Raw genomic sequence first — 16,854 nt, forward strand, 5'->3', positions numbered from 1 at the left:
GTTCCCGGGATCAAGGATTCCGAGAGCTACATGATCGGCCGCGTGTTCAAGCACTCCGGCCGGGCTTACCAGCGCAGTAAAACCGAAGAAAAAAGAGGGTAACAAAATGGTTGGGTTGTTTTCCATCGCGCGCCGCTCGGCACTTCGCCTGCTGGCCGCCGCGCCGCTTCTCATTCTATCCACCGTCTCGCATGCCGACGGGCTGGTCGATCAGATCAAGCAGCGCGGCACGATCGTCGTCGGCACCGAGGCGGCGTTCGAGCCGTTCGAATTCGTCCGAGACGGCCAGATCGTCGGCTACAACAAGGACATTCTCGACTATGTGGTCGCGAAGCTCGGCGTGAAGCTCGACCAGCTCAATCTGCCGTTCCAGGGCCTGCTGCCCGGCCTGCTCGCCAAGAAGTTCGACCTGATGGCGACTTCCACCGGCATTAATGCCGAGCGCGCGGCGAAATATGCCTATACGCGGCCGACCGGTTCGTTCGAGAACGTCATCGTGGTGCGCGCCAATGAGGACCGCATCAAGAAGCCCGAGGACATCAACGGCATGGTGGTGGCAACGCAGCTTGCCTCCTCGGTGCAGCCGGTCATCGAAGCCTACGACAAGGAGCTCAAAGCCAAGGGCGGCGGCATCGGCGAGATCAAGCTCTTCACCTCGTTCCCGGAAACGCATGTGGCGCTCGCCTCCGGACAGGTCGATGCCATCGTGATTGCCTCACCCTCGGCGGCGGTGCTGATGAAGAACGTGCCCGACACCTACAAGATCGTCGGCTCGATCAGCGGGGTCGAATATCTGGCCTGGGTGGTGCGGCCCGAGGACAAGGACCTGCGCGACCTCATCAACGCCAGCATCGGCGAACTGAAGGACAGCGGCAAGCTCAAGGAATTGCAGCTGAAATGGTTCGGCTTCGAAATGCAGACGCCCGACCAGGGCTACCTGCCGCCGGGTGCCCTCTAACAGATGTTCATAGCTCGGGGACCGGCCTCGCTGTGAGGCCGTCATCCCTGCGCGCCTCGAGCCAGAGCCATGGTCGACTTCTCCAGAACCATTGCCTTCCTGCCGCAGTTCCTGGCCGGCGCCGGCGTGACGCTCACCGTTTCGGCGCTCGGCTTCGCGCTTGGCACCGTTATCGGCTTCGGCCTGCTCGCCTGCCGCCGTTCGCGCTGGCGGGCGGTGCGCTTCATCGGCGCGCTCTACACCAGCTTCATCCGCGGCACGCCTTTGATCGTGCAGATCTTCGTCGTCTATTACGTGCTGCCGGGCTTGGCCGGCATCGACCTGCCGCCGCTGCTTGCCGGCGTGCTGGCGCTCTCCTTCAACAGCGCCGCCTTCGTCGCCGAGATCCTCAGGGCCGGGCTGACGCGTATTCCGGTCGGCCAGTACGAGGCTGCCAAGGCGCTCGGGCTGAAGCCGGCGGTGACCTGGCTGAAGATCATCTTGCCGCAGCTTTTCCGCATCATCATCCCGCCGATGGTCAACGAGTTCACCATGCTGGTGAAGGCCTCGTCGATCCTGTCGGTGATTACCGTGGTCGAGCTGACGCGCACGGCGCAGAACATCATGAACGTCACCTACCGGCCGGTCGAAGCGTTCATGGTGGCGGCCGTGCTCTACTTCGTCGTGCTGTTCGCCTGCAGCCTGCTGGTACGGCGCCTGGAGCGCCAGGCGGAGAGGGCGCGGGCATGAGCTTCGACTTCGCCGTCATCACCGACAACTGGCCGGCGCTGGCCAAGGGGTTCGGCAACACGCTTATCATCTGCGCCGTCACGCTGCCGGCAGGCTTCGCGCTCGGCCTGGTGCTGGCGCTGGTGCGGCTGAGGGCAGGGCGGCTGCCGGCGGCGATCGTCGCGGCCTATGTCGAGCTCTTTCGCAACGTCCCGTTCCTGATCCAGGTCTTCCTGCTGTTCTACGTGCTGCCGATGGCGGGCGTGCGGCTGTCGACCATCGCCGTCTCGGTCATTGCGCTGTCGGCCTATACCAGCGCCTATTTTTCGGAAATCGTGCGCGGCGCGATCCAGTCCATCCCGAGCGGACAGACCGAGGCCGGCTATGCGCTGGGACTGCGCTATCCGCTGATCCTGCGCAAGGTGCTGCTGCCGCAGGTGGCGGGCTACATCCTGCCGGCGGCCGCCAACCTCACCATCACGCTCATCAAGGAATCGGCGATCCTGTCGGCGATCACCGTGCCGGAACTCACCTATATGGCGCAGGACATCATCGGCCGCACCTTCGCGCCGGTCGAGATCTTCACCGCGATCGCGCTGCTTTACTGGGCTCTCACCGTGCTGGTGGCTGCCGCGGCGCGCGGACTGGAGCGCCGCCTGACTCCGCATCTCGCCGTCTCGCGCGGCTGAACTCGCAAGGCTTTCAACACAGAAGGAGACTACATGTCCAAGCTCACCACCGCGCCGCGCGATGTCTTCCAGACATTCATGAACTTCCCGCTGGTCGAGGATCTCGACACGCTGAAGGCCGATGTCGCCATCATCGGCATGCCCTATGGCGATCCCTACACGATCGACGAGCTGATCAACGACCAGACCAACGCGCCGACCGCGGTGCGACGCGCTTCCAAGCGCATCAGCCAGGCGCTCGACCGCTATGATTTCGACATCGGCGGGCCGGTCTTCGCCGGGCAGGATATCAAGGTGGTCGATGTCGGCGACGTGCCCGGCAACGCCGCGGATCACGTCGGCCACTACAAGCTGGCGGAAGCCGCGATCCGCAAGATCCTGGCCGCCGGCGCCTTGCCGATCACCATCGGCGGCGACCACGGCATTCCGATCCCGATCTTCCGTGCGCTGGACGGCGAAGGTCCGATCACGCTGGTGCAGCTCGACGCCCATCTCGACTGGCGCGACAACGTCAACGGCGTCAAGGAAGGCTATTCGAGCACCATCCGCCGCGCTTCGGAGATGAAGCATATCGACAAGATCTTCCAGGTCGGCGTCCGCGGCCAGGGCAGCGCCCGCACCGAGGAGGTCGAGGCGGCGCGCGCCTACGGCGCCAACATCATCACCACCAATGAATGGCAGGATATCGGCACCGCGGCGCTGTTGAAGCGCATCCCGGATGGCGGCCGCTACTATCTCACCATCGACGCAGACGGGCTGGATCCGTCGGTGATGCCGGCGGTCGAAGGCCCGCAGCCGGGCGGCATCACCTACCGGCAGACGACCGAGCTGATCCAGGGGCTGGTCGGCAAGGGCAGGCTGGTCGGCATGGACATCGTCGAGATCGCGCCGGCGCGTGATGTCAACGAGATCACCTCGATGACGGCCGGCCATATCATCCTGAACGTCATCGGCGCGGCCGTGCGCGCCGGCTACTTCAAGCGCTGAGGGTCCTTCGCGCGCTGACATGAAGGCGCGATGTCGGCCGGACAACCGGCTGACATCGTTATTTCATTAGGTCTTAGAGCGTGTTCGTCGTCGCCGGCGAAAACCCTTGACGACGCGCCGGCGGCGGATTTTACAAAAGGGTGCCCCATTGGAGTCGCCCAGATGTTCGGTGCCATCCCGCTGCTGATCGTGCCCTTCGTCCTCTACAATCTCGGCCTGCTCGGATTGTTCGGCGGCGGTGACGATCCGTGGATGACCGAGATGTTCTCCTTCCGCATGATGTCGGGCGGTGTGTTCTCGATGACGCTCGGCGACCTGATGGTGCTGATCGGGCTGATCTTCCTGTTCATCGAGATCTCGAAATCGGTGCGCACGACCAATGCCTCGATCCTGGATCACCTTTTGTCGACGCTGGTCTTCATCGCCTTCCTGGTCGAATTCCTGCTGGTCAAGGGCGCGGCGCACTCCGTCTTCTTCACGCTGATGATCATCGCGCTGTTCGACGTGCTGGCCGGCTTCTCGGTGTCGATGCGGTCGGCGAGTCGCGACATAAACTTAAACTGACGGCATCTCGGCCTTCCGCGCGACCACTGCCTCGTAGGCGGCGCGCAGTTGCTGGCGCACGGTCGGCGTGCCGGGCGGCGTCTTCGACGGCGCGCCGAGATGCTCGTGGCGCAGTTCGTCCATAAACTGCTCCCATAGCGGCGGGCCGCCCTTTTCCAAGAGCTCGGCGCGGATCGACAATTCTTCCGTGACCGGCAGCCAGACGCGTCCCCAGGCGCCGAGCTGCGCCATGATCGGCACCAGCGTGATCGCCATCTCGGTCAGGCTGTAGATCGCCTTCTGCTTGTGGCTGGGGTCGTCGGCCTTGGTCAGCAGGCCGAGCTCCATCAGCCGCTTCAGCCGGTCGGCCAGGATGTTGGAGGCGATGCCTTCCAGCGAGCCGTTGAGCAGCTCGCGGAAGTGACGCCGGCCACCAAAGATCATGTCGCGCAGAATGATCAGGCTCCAGCGGTCGCCGAACACTTCGAGCGACAGATTGATGGGGCAACCGGACCGACGGTCGATGCTCATAGCAGTCTCCAGAAAAACCAGTTGCATTATGATATCGGTTTTATTATCGTGCAACTGATTGCAAAACGCAATCAGATTGGAGGATCGGATGACCGCCGCAATGCAGCGCCCCGACATCGTTTCGCAAAGCTTCGGCAGTCCGCAAGATCCGCCGATCCTTTTGATCATGGGCGCCATGGCCTCGATGCTGTGGTGGCCGGAAGCCTTCTGCCGGCAGCTTGCCGGGCGCGGTCGCTTCGTCATCCGCTACGACAATCGCGACACCGGCCTATCGACCAAATATCCGCTCGGAGCGCCGACCTACACGTTCGAGGACATGGTGGATGACGCCATCCGCATGCTGGACGACCATGGCGTCGCCAAGGCGCATGTCGTCGGTATGTCGATGGGCGGCATGCTCGCGCAAAGCGTGGCGCTGAAATATCCCGAACGCGTCGGCGCGCTCACCGTGCTCTCCTGTTCGCCGCTCGGCGTCGATACGTCCGGCCTGCCCGGGACGACCGAAGCCTACAAGGAGCATTCGGCGGAGGGTGGCGACGTCGACTGGTCGAACCGCGGGCAGGTCCTCGATTTCATGGTCAAGGACGCTCGGGCAATCGCCAGCATACGCCATCCCTTCGACGAGGAACGCACGCGCAAGATGATCGAGGCGGACTACGATCGTTCCGGCGGCCTCGCCAGCGCGACCAATCATTTCCTCCTCAAGGGCGGCGGTCCGCAGCGGACGGTACGGGATCTGCGCGCGCCGCTGCTCGTCATCCATGGCACCGCCGATCCGCTTTTCCCGATCGAGCATGGCGAGGCGCTCGCCAAGGCGGTTCGCGGCGCAAGGCTGGTCGAGGTCGAAGGCGGCGGCCACGAACTGCACCGCAACGACTGGCCGCAAATCATCGAAGCCATCGCCGCACATGGGTAGCGGCGCTGCACAGGGATTTGACCGGTTGGCTTTGTTTGCGTTGGGGTGGCATGCGTTGGAGATTGGCCGAAACGCCCATCGCGATCGTCATTCCAGGGCGGAGCAGGAGCGAAGCTCCGTCGCGAAGACCCTGGAATCCATTCCGTTACCTTCGCCAAGGCGTGCAACGGAGCAGAATTCTGCACCGCAGTAACGCTCCCAAGTCACGGCATGGATTCTATGGTCTGCGCCGCGTCGCTTCGCTCCTTGCTCCGCCATAGAATGACGAAGTTGGGGTGGCTTCAACCAATCTCCGGCGTTTGCGCTGATTTCACGGAAATGAATCTTGCACCAAGACAAGCATGATGGTGCATCATCAAGTCTGAGTCGTCAGGATGAGGATGCCGGCATTAATGACTATCCCGGCGGCGCTGTTCTGCGCTATGGCTGCGTTCCCGCCTTCTCCAACCTTCCTTTGCCGATGTCAGGCCTGCTCAGCGATCCGTGGTTCTATGCCGCCGCCATTCCGGCGGTGATCCTTGTCGGCCTGTCGAAAGGCGGCTTCGGCGGCGCGGTCGGCTTCGTCGGCGTGCCGCTGATGGCGCTGACCATGCCGCCGGTTCAGGCGGCCGCCATCCTGCTGCCGATCCTGTGCCTGATGGACATCGTTTCGGTGTGGACCTGGTGGGGCGTCTACGACCGCAAGATGCTGGTCGACATGATGCCTGGCGCCGTCATCGGCATCGGGCTCGGCTGGCTGACCGCGGCTCTGGTCACCGAGGAGATGGTGCGGCTGATCGTCGGCGCCGTCGCGCTGGTGTTCGTGCTGCGCTGGATCTACCTGCAGTTCCGCCACGGCGCCGATCATGCGGCGGAGCCGAACCGCGTCGCCGCCGCCTTCTGGGGCACGGTCGCCGGCTTCACCAGCTTCGTCGCCCATGTCGGCGGCCCGCCCTTCCAGGTCTATGCGCTGCCGATCCGGCTCGACCCGAAGGTGCTGTCGGGAACCGCGGCGATCTTCTTTGCCGCCACCAATGCGCTGAAGCTCGTCCCCTATTTCGCGCTCGGCCAGTTCGACGCCACCAACCTGATCGCGTCGGCCGCGCTGATGCCGCTGGCGCCGTTGTCGACGATCGCCGGCGCCTGGCTGGTGCGCCGCATGCGGCCTGAGGTCTTCTATCCGTTCACCTATGCCACCGTCGCGGTGGTCGCCGTCAAGCTGCTGTGGGACGGCATAGTCGGCTTATGGTGAGGCTGACCTGACGGCCAGCCGCACCATAAGGATTCACGCGGCGCTCGGCACCATCTGGCGGCTGCCGCCGAAGGCGAGCGCGGCGCCCAGCGCAACCACCATCGCCATGCCGGCAAGAATGCCGATGTCGTGCAAAGTGGGCTTCAGCACCATGTCGGCGATGATCACCAGCATCACCGCATAGTCGAGGCGCGCCCAGCTCATCATGCGCTGACCGATGGCGAGAACGGCGGGCGTCACGCCGTCCTTGGCGACCATGGCACCCATGCGCTCGCCGGTCGGCTTGAAGATCAGCATGCCGATCGAGAAGGTCGTGGCGTAGCCGACGAGGCCGATGACGATCCACAGCTCGGTGAAGCCGACCCAGAAGCCGCACATGATCAGCCCGAAGACCAGCGTCAGCATCGACATCGGCGCGAAGAACCTGCCGCCGAGCTGTCCGCTGGCGCGCATCGCCAGCAGCTTGTCCTCGATGTTGCCGGCGCGCTCGGCCAGCACGCCGAGCAGGAACAGCACGAAGCCGCCGCCGACCCACAAAACAGCCGAAACGACGTGAAGGAATTTGACGATCGAATACCAATCCATGGTTTGCTCCCGGATATCTTGTTTGATCTGCGGTGGCGCGGGTTTGCGCATCGCCTGAGAGGAGCGGCCTTGTGCTTGGCGCGTGTTTCGGAACGATGCCGCCGCAGCAGCCAACATGTTTCGATGGCCACGGTCGGCGTTCGAAAATCCGGTTTTCAGAGGGGCCCGGGAAGCGAAGCCGCTGTCCTGTTCCGGCACAGGAAAGTCCGTTCGCTCAAAAATTCCACTCGGCGTTAAGGGTTCATTAAGCTTTACGGGCGTTTACTATGCCCATCCAGTTTTGCTGGATTCTTACCGAGTGGTTGGAGCCACTTTGTTTGACGCCTCCCTGTTAAACTCCTGAGAGCCGCCTTATCCGCGGCTCTTTTTTTGTCCGCAGGCAGCAGGCCGGCGCCATCCGCCGGCGGATGGCTGCAACGCGGCCGGCGTTAACCGTTTGTTAAACATGCGCTTGCCTTCATGGGCGTCGAAGCGCATTTTCAAGCCTCAGTCATTTAAGGGTGCGGCCGTGTCGGCAAGGATTGCCGAATCGGCTGGCGGCAGTGCAGGGGCGTATCGATGAACGAGCCTTCGAAGGGCAGCGCGAAAACCGTCAAGCTGGCGGAGCGCCGGGTTTTCTCCCAATCCTTCAAGCCGCTCTACCAGGAAGGCATGGGGCTGGTCGAGCAGGCCGCCGAGTATCTCGATGGCAAGGGCAGGCTCGAAGCCAAGAAATTGTCGCGCACGGCCGCGACCCTCTATGCGGCCGAGTCGATGCGGCTGACCACGAGGCTCATGCAGGTCGCCTCCTGGCTGCTTTTGCAGCGGGCGGCGAATTCCGGCGAGATGACGCGCGACCAGGTGGCCTCGGAGAAGTCCAAGGTACGGCTCGACACGGCGTCCGCGCATGACGAGGCGCTTGGCTGGAACGAGCTGCCCAAGGATTTTCTGGACCTCGTGACGCGCTCGCTGCGCCTGCAGTCGCTGGTGCGGCGCATGGACGAGGAAATCTATGGCGGCGTCATCAGCGACACGCATGCCCCCGGGCGGCGGGCCAACCCGGTTTCCGACCAGATCAGCCTTTTGAACACGGCGTTCGCGCGCGGCTGACACCGCGTTTGCAACGATAGCGTCGCGCAGAATCGATCCCTCGCCGAACTGCGGCTTGACGAGCCGTCCTGGCTGCAAATCGAGCGCCTGCGATTCTGACTGCGCTCGATATTGCGGCAGCTGTCATCGCATTTGAAGGCCAAGCCGGCCTTTGCGGGGAATATGACCCTTGCCTTGAAGCGACGGGACCCTAGTTGGGGCCGTTCGCCGCAGCCGGGTCGACCGAGCCGGTTCTGCAGGAATCACCGTCACTGTGACCAAAGCAGATTGCGAGGCTTGATCCCGTGCATTCGCCATTGGACCGCATTCCGGTATCGATCATCATCCCCAACTATAATTACGAACAGTTCCTGGGACGCGCCATCGACAGCGCGTTGGAGCAGGATCACCGAAATGTCGAGGTCGTGGTCGTCGACGATGCATCGACGGATGCGTCGGTGGCCGTCATCGAATCCTACGGCGACAAGATCCGTCCGTGCCTCAGGCGCAGGAATGGCGGGCATGGCGCAGCGTTCAATACCGGGTTCGAGGCGAGCACCGGGGAGATCATTCTTTTTCTCGACGCCGACGATTATCTCTATCCGAACGCCGTCTCCGAGGTCCTGGACGAGTGGGACGCGGATGTCGCCCAGGCGCAATTCCGACTGCATCTCGTCGATGAGAACCAGCATATCAAGGATGTCTTTCCCCCTCCGGAACAGCCGTTCGATTCAGGCGACGTCGTTCCGGAATTGTTGCGCAAGGGGCGGTACCGGACGACGGTGACAAGCGGGCTGGCGTTCGACCGCGAGGCGCTGGAACCGATAATGCCCATGCCTGAAAGCGATTTCCGGCAAGGCGCCGACGGCTATCTCGCGACGCTCGCGCCGCTGCACGGAGAAGTGAAAGCCATCGACACCTGCCTTGGCGCCTACCGCATCCACGGCTCCAACCATTCGGTCTTTGCCGAAAAGCTTGCCGAGCGGGCGCGCTGGCGCGTCGAGCATGACTTCCGCCGCCTCGAAGCCTTATCCGACCGGGCGGCCGAGATCGGCTTGACCGTGCCAGCGGATGCCGGCCTTCACGACCCGGTCCATCTGGAAGAGCGGCTGGCTTCGCTCTGCGTCGATGAGCCCCAGCATCCGGTTGAAACCGACTCCCGGCTGGGACTGGCAAGAGCGGGCGCTACCGCCAGCCTGGAAATGAACGCATCCTGGCGGCGGCGGGCCACCCTGGCGGCCTGGTTCCTTAGCATCGGAATCCTGCCGCGGCGCATGGGCAATGCGGTCCTGGCGTGGAAGCTGGTCGCATCGTCCAGGCCGGCATTTCTCGCGCGGCTGTCGAAAACCATCCGTCGCGTGACGAATTAGATCCGGGGATTGTACGGCTAGCCCGCGACCGCCGGTTCGATCGGCTTTTCGGCTGCGTTCTTGGGATTGCAATTGTTTCTGGTTTGTTCACATTTCGCTGGCATCGCTTGCCGCCGAGGCTAAACTTGGCGCATGGGGGAAGCGATTCGCATCATCGGCATCGATCCGGGGCTGAGGCGCACCGGTTGGGGTATTATCGACAGCGCGGGCAACTCGCTGCGCTTCGTCGCGTCCGGCACGGTGCGGTCCGACGACAAGGCGCCGCTGGCGACAAGACTGTGCCAGCTGCATGACGGCTTGGCCGAGGTGCTGCACCAGGCCATGCCGCATGAGGCGGCGGTCGAGCAGACCTTCGTCAACAAGGACGCGACCGCGACGCTGAAGCTCGGCCAGGCGCGCGGCATCGCCATGCTGGTGCCGGCGCGCGCCGGCCTGGTGGTCGCCGAATATGCCCCCAATGCCGTCAAGAAGGCGGTCATCGGCGTCGGCCACGGCGAGAAGAAGCAGATCCACATGATGGTGAAGGTGCTGATGCCGAAGGCGATGTTCGACACCGACGATGCCGCCGACGCCCTTGCCATAGCCATCTGCCATGCGCATCACCGCCCGAGCGTCGCCTATCGCATGGCGGTGGCGGGGTGAGGGGAAAATCATGATCGGCAAGCTGAAAGGCACGCTGGAGGAGATCGACGAGGATAGCTGCGTCATCGACGTGCATGGCGTCGGCTATGTCGCCCATTGCTCGGCGCGCACGCTTGCCGCGCTGCCGTCGCCCGGCGAGGCGACGGTGCTGTTCATCGAGACCTATGTCCGCGAGGACATGATCCGGCTCTATGGCTTCCAGAGCGCTTTGGAGCGCGAGTGGTTCCGCCTGTTGATGAACAATGTGCAGGGCGTCGGCGCCAAGGTGGCGCTGGCGGTGCTGTCGACGCTGGCGCCGGCCGATCTCGCCAACGCGATCGCCCTGCGCGACATCGCCATGGTTTCCCGCGCGCCCGGCGTCGGCAAGAAGGTGGCCGAGCGCATCGTCACCGAATTGCGCAGCAAGGCGCCGGCCTATGCGGGCGCGGCCACCGGGACGATCGGCCTCAAGCAGGAGCTCGGCGAAGGCGTGGCCGCAGCGCCGATCACGGATGCGGTCTCGGCGCTCGTCAATCTCGGTTACTCGCGCGACATCGCCGCCAACGCGGTTGCGGCGGCGCTGAAATCGGCCGGCGAGGGCGCGGATGCGTCCAAGCTGATCCGCTTCGGCCTGAAGGAACTGGCGCGGTGACATTTGCCCGAAATAGGAATATGGGCGCAGATGCCAATCTGACTTCCAAGGGGCAGATGACGATTCCAAAGCATGTTCGCGACGCGCTCTCGCTCAAGGCCGGCGACAAGGTTGCCTTGACGGTCATGGACGGCCGCCTGATCGGCACCCCACGCAATCTTGAATTCGCTGACCTTGCTGGGTTTCTGGGCGATCCGTTCGGTGGTCCGGCCACGCTGGAAGAAGTCGATGCTGCAGTAAGGGACGCGGTTGGCCTTCCGCTTGTCGGGGTTGCGCCGCGCACAGAGGGCGCGGCATGAGCCTTTCGCCCCGCCTCATTGCCCCCGACAAGCGCGGCGAGGACGCCGACCAGACACTGCGGCCGCAGTCGCTCGACGAATTCGTCGGCCAGGCGGCGGTGCGCGCCAATCTCAAGGTTTTTGTCGACGCCGCCAAGAGCCGCGGCGAGGCGCTCGATCATGTGCTGTTCGTCGGCCCGCCCGGGCTCGGCAAGACGACGCTGGCGCAGATCATGGCGCGCGAGCTCGGCGTCAACTTCCGCTCCACCTCCGGCCCGGTCATCGCCAAGGCCGGCGATCTCGCGGCGCTGCTCACCAACCTGGAAGAGCGCGACGTCCTCTTCATCGACGAGATCCATCGCCTCAATCCGGCGGTCGAGGAAATCCTCTATCCGGCGATGGAGGATTTCCAGCTCGACCTGATCATCGGCGAGGGGCCGGCGGCGCGCTCGGTCAAGATCGACCTCGCCCGTTTCACCTTGGTCGCGGCAACAACCCGGCTCGGGCTCCTGACCAATCCACTGCGCGACCGCTTCGGCATTCCGGTGCGGCTCAATTTCTACACGGTCGAGGAGCTGGAGCAGATCGTGCGGCGCGGCGCACGGATTCTCTCGATGCCGCTCGGCGACGACGGCGCGGTGGAGATCGCGCGCCGCGCCCGCGGCACGCCGCGCATCGCCGGCCGGCTGTTGCGCCGCGTGCGCGACTTCGCCAGCGTCGCCGGGGATGGCCATGTCGACAGGAAGATCGCCGACGAGGCGCTGACCAGGCTGGAGGTCGACGCGCTCGGCCTCGACGCGCTCGACCGCCGCTATCTGTCGATGATCGCGCGCAATTTCGGCGGCGGCCCGGTTGGCATCGAGACGATCGCTGCCGGGCTCTCCGAGCCGCGCGACGCGATCGAGGACATCATCGAGCCCTATCTCATCCAGCAGGGCTTCATCCAGCGCACGCCGCGCGGCCGCGTGCTGACCGCCAATGCCTGGCGCCATCTCGGCCTCGATCCGCCCAAGGACATCGCCCAGCAGCAGATCAGCCTGTTCCAGGAAGAGTAACGCAGATTTGTTCGCCGTTCGGCCGAGCGGCGGGCCGATCTGCGCAGAATCTGCGCGCCTCGGCCTAGCTCAGGGCGCAATTGCCGCCTTTAAGGCAGCTCCCTGATAGATTCCCAAGGGGCTTGGGCCGATCCATGATCACCAGACGCGCCTTCCTGCGCCTCGTCGGCGGCTCGGCCTTCGCCATGGTGTCGCTCGGCGCCTATGCGGTCGGCATCGAGCCGATGCTGCTCTCCCATGTGAAGCGCTACACGCTGACGCCGCCGCATTGGCCGGCCGGGCTCAAGCTGCGCGTCGTGGCGCTGGCCGACATCCATGCCTGCCGGCCCTGGATGACGCCGGAACGGATCGCAGCGCTGGTCGAGCAGGCCAATGCGCTGCAGCCGGACGTCATCGTCATGCTCGGCGACTATCCCGCCGGCACCCGGATGGTGACCGGCTGGGTGAACGCATCGGAATGGGCGCCCGCGCTCTCCGGGCTCAAGGCGCCGCTTGGCGTGTTCTCGATCCTCGGCAATCACGACTGGTGGGAGGACCGCGCCGCTCAAGCCGCCGGGGGCGGCCCGACCATTTCGCGCAAGGCGCTGGAGGCCGTCGGCATTCCGGTGCTGGAGAACGACGTCGTGCGCCTGGAAAAGGACGGCCAGGGTTTCTGGATCGCCGGGCTGGCCGACCAGATTGCGCTGTTGCCGGACAAGGCGAAGGGCCGCAGAGGACTCACCGGCCTCGACGACCTTCCCGGCACGCTGGCCAAGGTCGGCGACACCGCCCCCATCATCCTGCTTGCGCATGAGCCGGACATTTTCCCGAAAGTGCCGTGGCGGGTTTCGCTGACGCTGTCCGGACACACGCATGGCGGACAGGTACGGCTGTTCGGCTATTCACCGGTCGTGCCTTCGGCCTATGGCAACCGCTATGCCTATGGCCATGTCGTGGAAAACGACCGCAACCTGATCGTCTCGGGAGGTCTCGGCTTCAGCATCGCCCCGATCCGTTTCGGGGTGCGGCCGGAGATACTGCAGATCGACCTTGGGGCTAATGAAGCGACCTGATCATATCCATCACGTCGGGTTCCGCCTTCTCGCCGTCGAATGCATCGACGATGCCGAAGGCGCCGCCATAGCTCCATACCGACCAGGAGAAGCCATGCGCCTCGGCGCGGGCGATCATGTCGCGCACATAGGCCGTGCGGTATGCGGCCGGCATGACGAAGCCGTTGCCGTATTCCTTGCGGATCATGCCGAATTCGCCGAGCGTGATATCCTGCGGCTTGACGCCGTTGGCCCTCGCCCAGGCATCGACCGTCGCGAAGGGCGCGTCCATCACGCCAAGCAGCTTCTCGGTGGTGTCCATCGCCGACACTTGCTCGTCGAGATAGGCGAGCAGGCCGCTTTGCCGCGCCCAGGGCGCCTCAGTCCTGATCCGGTCGCGGATCGTGTCCAGCGCCATATCCAGCCGCGCTTTCGGAACGGCCGTCAGCGGGTAGGGCAGGCCGGTGACGTATTGGATGAAATCACCGGCCCAGGTCGCGCCCTGATGCGTCAAAAGGAATGGATCGTAGGAGTGGAAGGCCCAGATGATGTTATCGTCCGCGATCGCTTTCGGATCGACCTTCGCCAAGGAGGCTGCGTTCGAGTAGCAGCCGCCGGTGAGCACAAGCGTCAGCCTTGTGGCGGAAGCGCGCGCGGCCGCGAAAAGCTGCTTCTGGCGGTCGGGCCAAAGACTGGTGCCGTTCTCGTCGCAATCGACGATCGGCTCGTTCATCAGCTCCAGCGCGACAAGCCGCGGGTCTTCCCTGGCGAGTGTCTTTGCCATGGCGCGCACGACGTCGACATACGCGTCGAACGTCGCTGGGTTATCCATCACCTCGCTCATGCCGATCTTGCGGTTGCCGCCGGCGGGAATCAGATGCAGGTCGACGACCACTTTCAGGCCGGCGCGGTTGATCATGCGCGCGGAGTCCAGGACGCTGGCAAAGAGGTCGCCACGAAGGGCCGCGGTCCGGTCCGAGAGAAAGGGCGCGGGATCGACCGGCATGCGCAGGAAGTCGAAGCCTGCATCCTTCAGCGCCTCGAGATCGTCCGCCTTGAGGAATTTGCGCCACTCCGGATAAGGCAGGATCGCCTGGCGCTCCCCCCATTTGTCCTCGGCCGGCCAGGTCACCCACTGGTCGAGATTGAGGCCGCGCTTCATCGAGAACGTCGCCGCCCCGGCCGGAAGCGCCAGCATGGCGAGCGCACAAACTGCCGCCATCAAGGTCTTGATCATCGTGCCCAACAGTGCCATCCCGTTCCCGCGCGAGACTATGCGTGTCGCCCAAAACTGTGGAGCGGTTTGGGGCAACGGCACGCGCAAAGATTCCTAAAGCCCGTCGGGCTTTAGGTGCCTTTCTGGGCCGAAAAAGGAAAGCGCGATGGACGATCATGGTGAATCGGCGGCGCTCAGCGCCGGGCTTTCCGGAGCGCTGACGGATTTCGGCCACCGGCTGATGGCGAGGGTCTACTATGCCGATACCGATTTCTCCGGCGTCGTCTATCATGCGCGCTATCTCGAATTCCTCGAACGCGGCCGCTCCGACTATCTGAGGCTGACCGGCGTCCACCACACCGAGCTCCTGGACGGCAAGCATGGCGAGCGCATCGTCTGGGTGGTCCGGCGCATGGAGATCGACTTCCGCTCGCCGGCGCGCATGGACGATATCCTCACCATCGACACGCGCACCGACGCTATTTCAGGCGCCCGCATCTTCATGGGCCAGCAATTGAAGCGCGGCGGCGACGTGCTTGTGGAGGCGAAAGTCGAAGCGGCGATCGTCGGCGAAAGCGGCCGCCCGAAGCGCTTCCCGAAGGAGTGGATTGCCGCCTTCATGCCTCGGGCAAGCTGATATTCAGGTGAGGCCGGCCTGCGAACGACGGCTTCCTGCGCTTCCGGTGCTCACGTACTTCAAGTACGCTCCGCTCCGGTTCTCGGAAGCTATCGTTCTCGGCTCGGCCTGACCTGAATCTCAGCTTGCCCTTGGAGCACGTCTCGTCTGATGTCGCCCAAGCCATGCGCGGCAATGCGCCGCGCCTCACGTCCTAACCCATCCTTAACCATAACGGTTCATGAAGGAATTGGCGAAGATTGGCGCAATTCGTGCGCCTTCCTTTCACCAATATTTGCCTCGAAAAGGCCGCGAAACGGTGCATTCGGGGCTTATCCCGCAAGCTTCAAGCTTCGCGCGATCGGACCAAAGGAATGCCCATGGGCCAGCCGCCAGCGATGCCCGGAAAACCTTAAGGACTTAAGTCATGGAAAACATCGCTCTTGCCGATCCGGCAGCGCATTTGTCGATCTGGGCCCTGTTCATGCAGGCCGGCTGGGTGGTCAAGCTGGTCATGATCGGCCTGCTCTGCGCCTCGATCTGGACCTGGGCGATCATCATCGACAAGCTCGTCGCCTATAGCCGGATGAAATTGGCGCTGAACCGCTTCGAACAGGTCTTCTGGTCCGGGCAATCGCTCGAGGACCTCTACCGCACGCTGGCCGACCGAAAGACCACCGGCATGGGCGCGATCTTCGTCGCCGCCATGCGCGAATGGAAGAAGAGTTTCGAAAAGGGCGCGAAATCGCCGCTGGCGCTGCAGACGCGCATCGACAAGGCCATGGACCTGGCATTGACGCGCGAGATGGAAAGGCTGGAGGGCCGCCTCGGCTTCCTCGCCACCACCGGCTCGGCCGCGCCATTCATCGGCCTGTTCGGCACCGTCATCGGCATCATGACGTCGTTCCAGGCGATCGCCGCCTCGAAAAACACCAGCCTTTCGGTGGTGGCGCCCGGCATCGCGGAAGCGCTGCTCGCGACCGCGATCGGCCTGCTCGCGGCCATTCCGGCGGTCATCGCCTACAACAAGCTGTCATCGGACGCGAACAAGCTCGGCGTGCGCATGGAAGGGTTCTCGGACGAGTTCTCCGCCATACTCTCGCGCCAAATCGATGAAAAAGTAGCGCAGAAGGCCTGAGGAACGATCATGGGGATGTCTGCTGCTGGCGCAGGTAGCTCGGGGCGAGGCGGGCGCGGTCATAGGCGCCGCGGCCGTCACCATGCCCTGATGTCGGAAATCAACGTCACGCCGATGGTCGACGTGATGCTGGTGCTGTTGATCATCTTCATGGTCGCGGCGCCGCTGCTCACCGTCGGGGTGCCGATCGACCTGCCGGACACGCAGGCCAAGGCGATGAATGTCGACACGCAGCCGATCACCGTGTCGATCGACGCCACGGGGAAGATTTTCCTGCAGGAGACCGAAATCCCGATCGACGAGTTGGTGGCCAAGCTGCAGGCGATTTCCAAGACCGGCTATGACGAGCGCATCTTCATCCGCGGCGACAAGTCGACCGATTACGGCACGGCGATGAAGGTCATGGCCCGCATTTCGGCGGCCGGCTACAAGAATATCGGCCTCGTCTCGCTGCAGGAACAGGATCAGTAGACGCCAGATGCGGACCGGTCTCACCTCATCGGTGATCTTGCATGCGGTGGCGCTGGCCTTCGGGTTGTTCACGCTGTCGTCGCCGCCGGCCATGCCGGCCTCCGACGTGGAGTCGGTGGCGGTCGACATCGTGCCGATGGAGGCGATCGCGCAGACGCTGCAGGGCGATAAGAAGTCGGTGATGCATGAC

General features: G+C 64.1%; 20 protein-coding genes and 1 pseudogene. 18 read left to right on the forward strand and 3 right to left on the reverse strand.

Features of this window, described 5'->3' with window-relative positions; all coding sequences use genetic code 11:
* Positions 1-106 precede the first annotated feature (106 nt).
* The 5 genes from EOD07_RS03190 (at position 107) to EOD07_RS03210 (ending at position 3,906) form a co-directional block, all read left to right on the forward strand.
* A complete protein-coding gene (locus EOD07_RS03190; protein ID WP_127233934.1) occupies positions 107-958 on the forward strand; it encodes a transporter substrate-binding domain-containing protein in 852 nt (283 codons plus the stop codon).
* Between the two features lie 69 nt (positions 959-1,027).
* Positions 1,028-1,687, forward strand: coding sequence for an amino acid ABC transporter permease (locus EOD07_RS03195; protein ID WP_041000136.1), 660 nt, complete (start codon positions 1,028-1,030; stop codon positions 1,685-1,687).
* The gene (locus tag EOD07_RS03200; protein WP_127233935.1) at positions 1,684-2,355 is read left to right on the forward strand and encodes an amino acid ABC transporter permease; all 672 of its coding nucleotides are present in this window, start codon (positions 1,684-1,686) and stop codon (positions 2,353-2,355) included. Before EOD07_RS03195 ends, EOD07_RS03200 begins: the two co-directional genes overlap by 4 nt.
* A 33-nt stretch (positions 2,356-2,388) precedes the next feature.
* Positions 2,389-3,342, forward strand: coding sequence for an agmatinase (locus EOD07_RS03205; RefSeq protein WP_127233936.1), 954 nt, complete (start codon positions 2,389-2,391; stop codon positions 3,340-3,342).
* Between the two features lie 162 nt (positions 3,343-3,504).
* On the forward strand, positions 3,505-3,906 hold the full coding sequence (locus EOD07_RS03210) for a hypothetical protein (protein ID WP_042641631.1): 402 nt from the start codon (positions 3,505-3,507) through the stop codon (positions 3,904-3,906).
* On the opposite strand, the gene EOD07_RS03215 is transcribed toward EOD07_RS03210, so the two are convergent.
* Positions 3,898-4,416: a helix-turn-helix domain-containing protein gene (locus tag EOD07_RS03215; protein ID WP_127233937.1), complete on the reverse strand. Its 519-nt coding sequence runs from the start codon at positions 4,414-4,416 to the stop codon at positions 3,898-3,900. The genes EOD07_RS03210 and EOD07_RS03215 overlap by 9 nt on opposite strands.
* 88 nt (positions 4,417-4,504) lie before the next feature.
* Here EOD07_RS03215 and EOD07_RS03220 point away from each other — a divergent pair, with 88 nt between their 5' ends.
* A complete protein-coding gene (locus tag EOD07_RS03220; protein ID WP_127233938.1) occupies positions 4,505-5,332 on the forward strand; it encodes an alpha/beta hydrolase in 828 nt (275 codons plus the stop codon).
* 460 nt (positions 5,333-5,792) lie between these two features.
* Positions 5,793-6,563, forward strand: coding sequence for a sulfite exporter TauE/SafE family protein (locus EOD07_RS03225; protein WP_127233947.1), 771 nt, complete (start codon positions 5,793-5,795; stop codon positions 6,561-6,563).
* Positions 6,564-6,596: 33 nt separating this feature from the next.
* On the opposite strand, the gene EOD07_RS03230 is transcribed toward EOD07_RS03225, so the two are convergent.
* A complete protein-coding gene (locus tag EOD07_RS03230) occupies positions 6,597-7,148 on the reverse strand; it encodes a DUF2269 family protein (RefSeq protein WP_127233939.1) in 552 nt (183 codons plus the stop codon).
* Positions 7,149-7,706: 558 nt separating this feature from the next.
* On the opposite strand from EOD07_RS03230, the gene EOD07_RS03235 reads away from it, so the two are divergent.
* From EOD07_RS03235 to EOD07_RS03265, 7 genes are all read left to right on the forward strand, one after another.
* Positions 7,707-8,237 carry a DUF1465 family protein gene (locus tag EOD07_RS03235; RefSeq protein WP_040991677.1) on the forward strand — a complete coding sequence of 177 codons (531 nt, stop codon included), beginning with the start codon at positions 7,707-7,709 and terminating at the stop codon, positions 8,235-8,237.
* Positions 8,238-8,521: 284 nt separating this feature from the next.
* Positions 8,522-9,586 carry a glycosyltransferase family 2 protein gene (locus EOD07_RS03240; RefSeq protein ID WP_041011154.1) on the forward strand — a complete coding sequence of 355 codons (1,065 nt, stop codon included), beginning with the start codon at positions 8,522-8,524 and terminating at the stop codon, positions 9,584-9,586.
* 132 nt (positions 9,587-9,718) lie between these two features.
* Positions 9,719-10,228 carry a crossover junction endodeoxyribonuclease RuvC gene (gene ruvC / locus EOD07_RS03245; protein WP_127233940.1) on the forward strand — a complete coding sequence of 170 codons (510 nt, stop codon included), beginning with the start codon at positions 9,719-9,721 and terminating at the stop codon, positions 10,226-10,228.
* Between the two features lie 10 nt (positions 10,229-10,238).
* Positions 10,239-10,859, forward strand: coding sequence for a Holliday junction branch migration protein RuvA (gene ruvA, locus EOD07_RS03250; protein ID WP_127233941.1), 621 nt, complete (start codon positions 10,239-10,241; stop codon positions 10,857-10,859).
* A 20-nt stretch (positions 10,860-10,879) separates the two neighbouring features.
* Positions 10,880-11,158 carry an AbrB/MazE/SpoVT family DNA-binding domain-containing protein gene (locus tag EOD07_RS03255; protein ID WP_127233942.1) on the forward strand — a complete coding sequence of 93 codons (279 nt, stop codon included), beginning with the start codon at positions 10,880-10,882 and terminating at the stop codon, positions 11,156-11,158.
* A complete protein-coding gene (gene ruvB, locus EOD07_RS03260; RefSeq protein WP_073984957.1) occupies positions 11,155-12,192 on the forward strand; it encodes a Holliday junction branch migration DNA helicase RuvB in 1,038 nt (345 codons plus the stop codon). The genes EOD07_RS03255 and ruvB overlap by 4 nt, the downstream gene beginning before the upstream one ends.
* 134 nt (positions 12,193-12,326) lie before the next feature.
* Entirely contained in the window at positions 12,327-13,244 is a 918-nt protein-coding gene (locus tag EOD07_RS03265) for a metallophosphoesterase (protein WP_127233943.1), read from the forward strand.
* Here the strand turns inward: EOD07_RS03265 and EOD07_RS03270 are convergent.
* A complete protein-coding gene (locus EOD07_RS03270) occupies positions 13,228-14,478 on the reverse strand; it encodes a cellulase family glycosylhydrolase (protein WP_127233944.1) in 1,251 nt (416 codons plus the stop codon). The genes EOD07_RS03265 and EOD07_RS03270 overlap by 17 nt on opposite strands.
* Positions 14,479-14,605: 127 nt before the next feature.
* Here EOD07_RS03270 and ybgC point away from each other — a divergent pair, with 127 nt between their 5' ends.
* From ybgC to EOD07_RS03290, 4 genes and pseudogenes are all read left to right on the forward strand, one after another.
* Positions 14,606-15,076 (forward strand): tol-pal system-associated acyl-CoA thioesterase, encoded by a 471-nt coding sequence (gene ybgC, locus EOD07_RS03275; RefSeq protein ID WP_127233945.1) that lies wholly within the window; start codon positions 14,606-14,608, stop codon positions 15,074-15,076.
* Positions 15,077-15,482: 406 nt separating this feature from the next.
* On the forward strand, positions 15,483-16,193 hold the full coding sequence (tolQ, locus tag EOD07_RS03280) for a protein TolQ (RefSeq protein WP_040991688.1): 711 nt from the start codon (positions 15,483-15,485) through the stop codon (positions 16,191-16,193).
* 9 nt (positions 16,194-16,202) lie between these two features.
* On the forward strand, positions 16,203-16,664 hold the full coding sequence (gene tolR, locus EOD07_RS03285) for a protein TolR (protein ID WP_127233946.1): 462 nt from the start codon (positions 16,203-16,205) through the stop codon (positions 16,662-16,664).
* A 7-nt stretch (positions 16,665-16,671) separates the two neighbouring features.
* A pseudogene (locus EOD07_RS03290) lies at positions 16,672-16,854 on the forward strand (hypothetical protein); the annotation flags it as partial.

It is taken from the genome of Mesorhizobium sp. M2C.T.Ca.TU.002.02.1.1, from assembly GCF_003997225.1.

Coding starts and splice junctions, on each gene's coding strand:
- EOD07_RS03190 (WP_127233934.1), top strand. CDS start 107: ATGGTTGGGTTGTTTTCCATCGCGCGCCGCTCGGCACTTCGCCTGCTG.
- EOD07_RS03195 (WP_041000136.1), top strand. CDS start 1,028: ATGGTCGACTTCTCCAGAACCATTGCCTTCCTGCCGCAGTTCCTGGCC.
- EOD07_RS03200 (WP_127233935.1), top strand. CDS start 1,684: ATGAGCTTCGACTTCGCCGTCATCACCGACAACTGGCCGGCGCTGGCC.
- EOD07_RS03205 (WP_127233936.1), top strand. CDS start 2,389: ATGTCCAAGCTCACCACCGCGCCGCGCGATGTCTTCCAGACATTCATG.
- EOD07_RS03210 (WP_042641631.1), top strand. CDS start 3,505: ATGTTCGGTGCCATCCCGCTGCTGATCGTGCCCTTCGTCCTCTACAAT.
- EOD07_RS03215 (WP_127233937.1), bottom strand. CDS start 4,416: ATGAGCATCGACCGTCGGTCCGGTTGCCCCATCAATCTGTCGCTCGAA.
- EOD07_RS03220 (WP_127233938.1), top strand. CDS start 4,505: ATGACCGCCGCAATGCAGCGCCCCGACATCGTTTCGCAAAGCTTCGGC.
- EOD07_RS03225 (WP_127233947.1), top strand. CDS start 5,793: ATGTCAGGCCTGCTCAGCGATCCGTGGTTCTATGCCGCCGCCATTCCG.
- EOD07_RS03230 (WP_127233939.1), bottom strand. CDS start 7,148: ATGGATTGGTATTCGATCGTCAAATTCCTTCACGTCGTTTCGGCTGTT.
- EOD07_RS03235 (WP_040991677.1), top strand. CDS start 7,707: ATGAACGAGCCTTCGAAGGGCAGCGCGAAAACCGTCAAGCTGGCGGAG.
- ruvC (WP_127233940.1), top strand. CDS start 9,719: ATGGGGGAAGCGATTCGCATCATCGGCATCGATCCGGGGCTGAGGCGC.
- ruvA (WP_127233941.1), top strand. CDS start 10,239: ATGATCGGCAAGCTGAAAGGCACGCTGGAGGAGATCGACGAGGATAGC.
- EOD07_RS03255 (WP_127233942.1), top strand. CDS start 10,880: ATGGGCGCAGATGCCAATCTGACTTCCAAGGGGCAGATGACGATTCCA.
- ruvB (WP_073984957.1), top strand. CDS start 11,155: ATGAGCCTTTCGCCCCGCCTCATTGCCCCCGACAAGCGCGGCGAGGAC.
- EOD07_RS03265 (WP_127233943.1), top strand. CDS start 12,327: ATGATCACCAGACGCGCCTTCCTGCGCCTCGTCGGCGGCTCGGCCTTC.
- EOD07_RS03270 (WP_127233944.1), bottom strand. CDS start 14,478: ATGGCACTGTTGGGCACGATGATCAAGACCTTGATGGCGGCAGTTTGT.
- ybgC (WP_127233945.1), top strand. CDS start 14,606: ATGGACGATCATGGTGAATCGGCGGCGCTCAGCGCCGGGCTTTCCGGA.
- tolQ (WP_040991688.1), top strand. CDS start 15,483: ATGGAAAACATCGCTCTTGCCGATCCGGCAGCGCATTTGTCGATCTGG.
- tolR (WP_127233946.1), top strand. CDS start 16,203: ATGGGGATGTCTGCTGCTGGCGCAGGTAGCTCGGGGCGAGGCGGGCGC.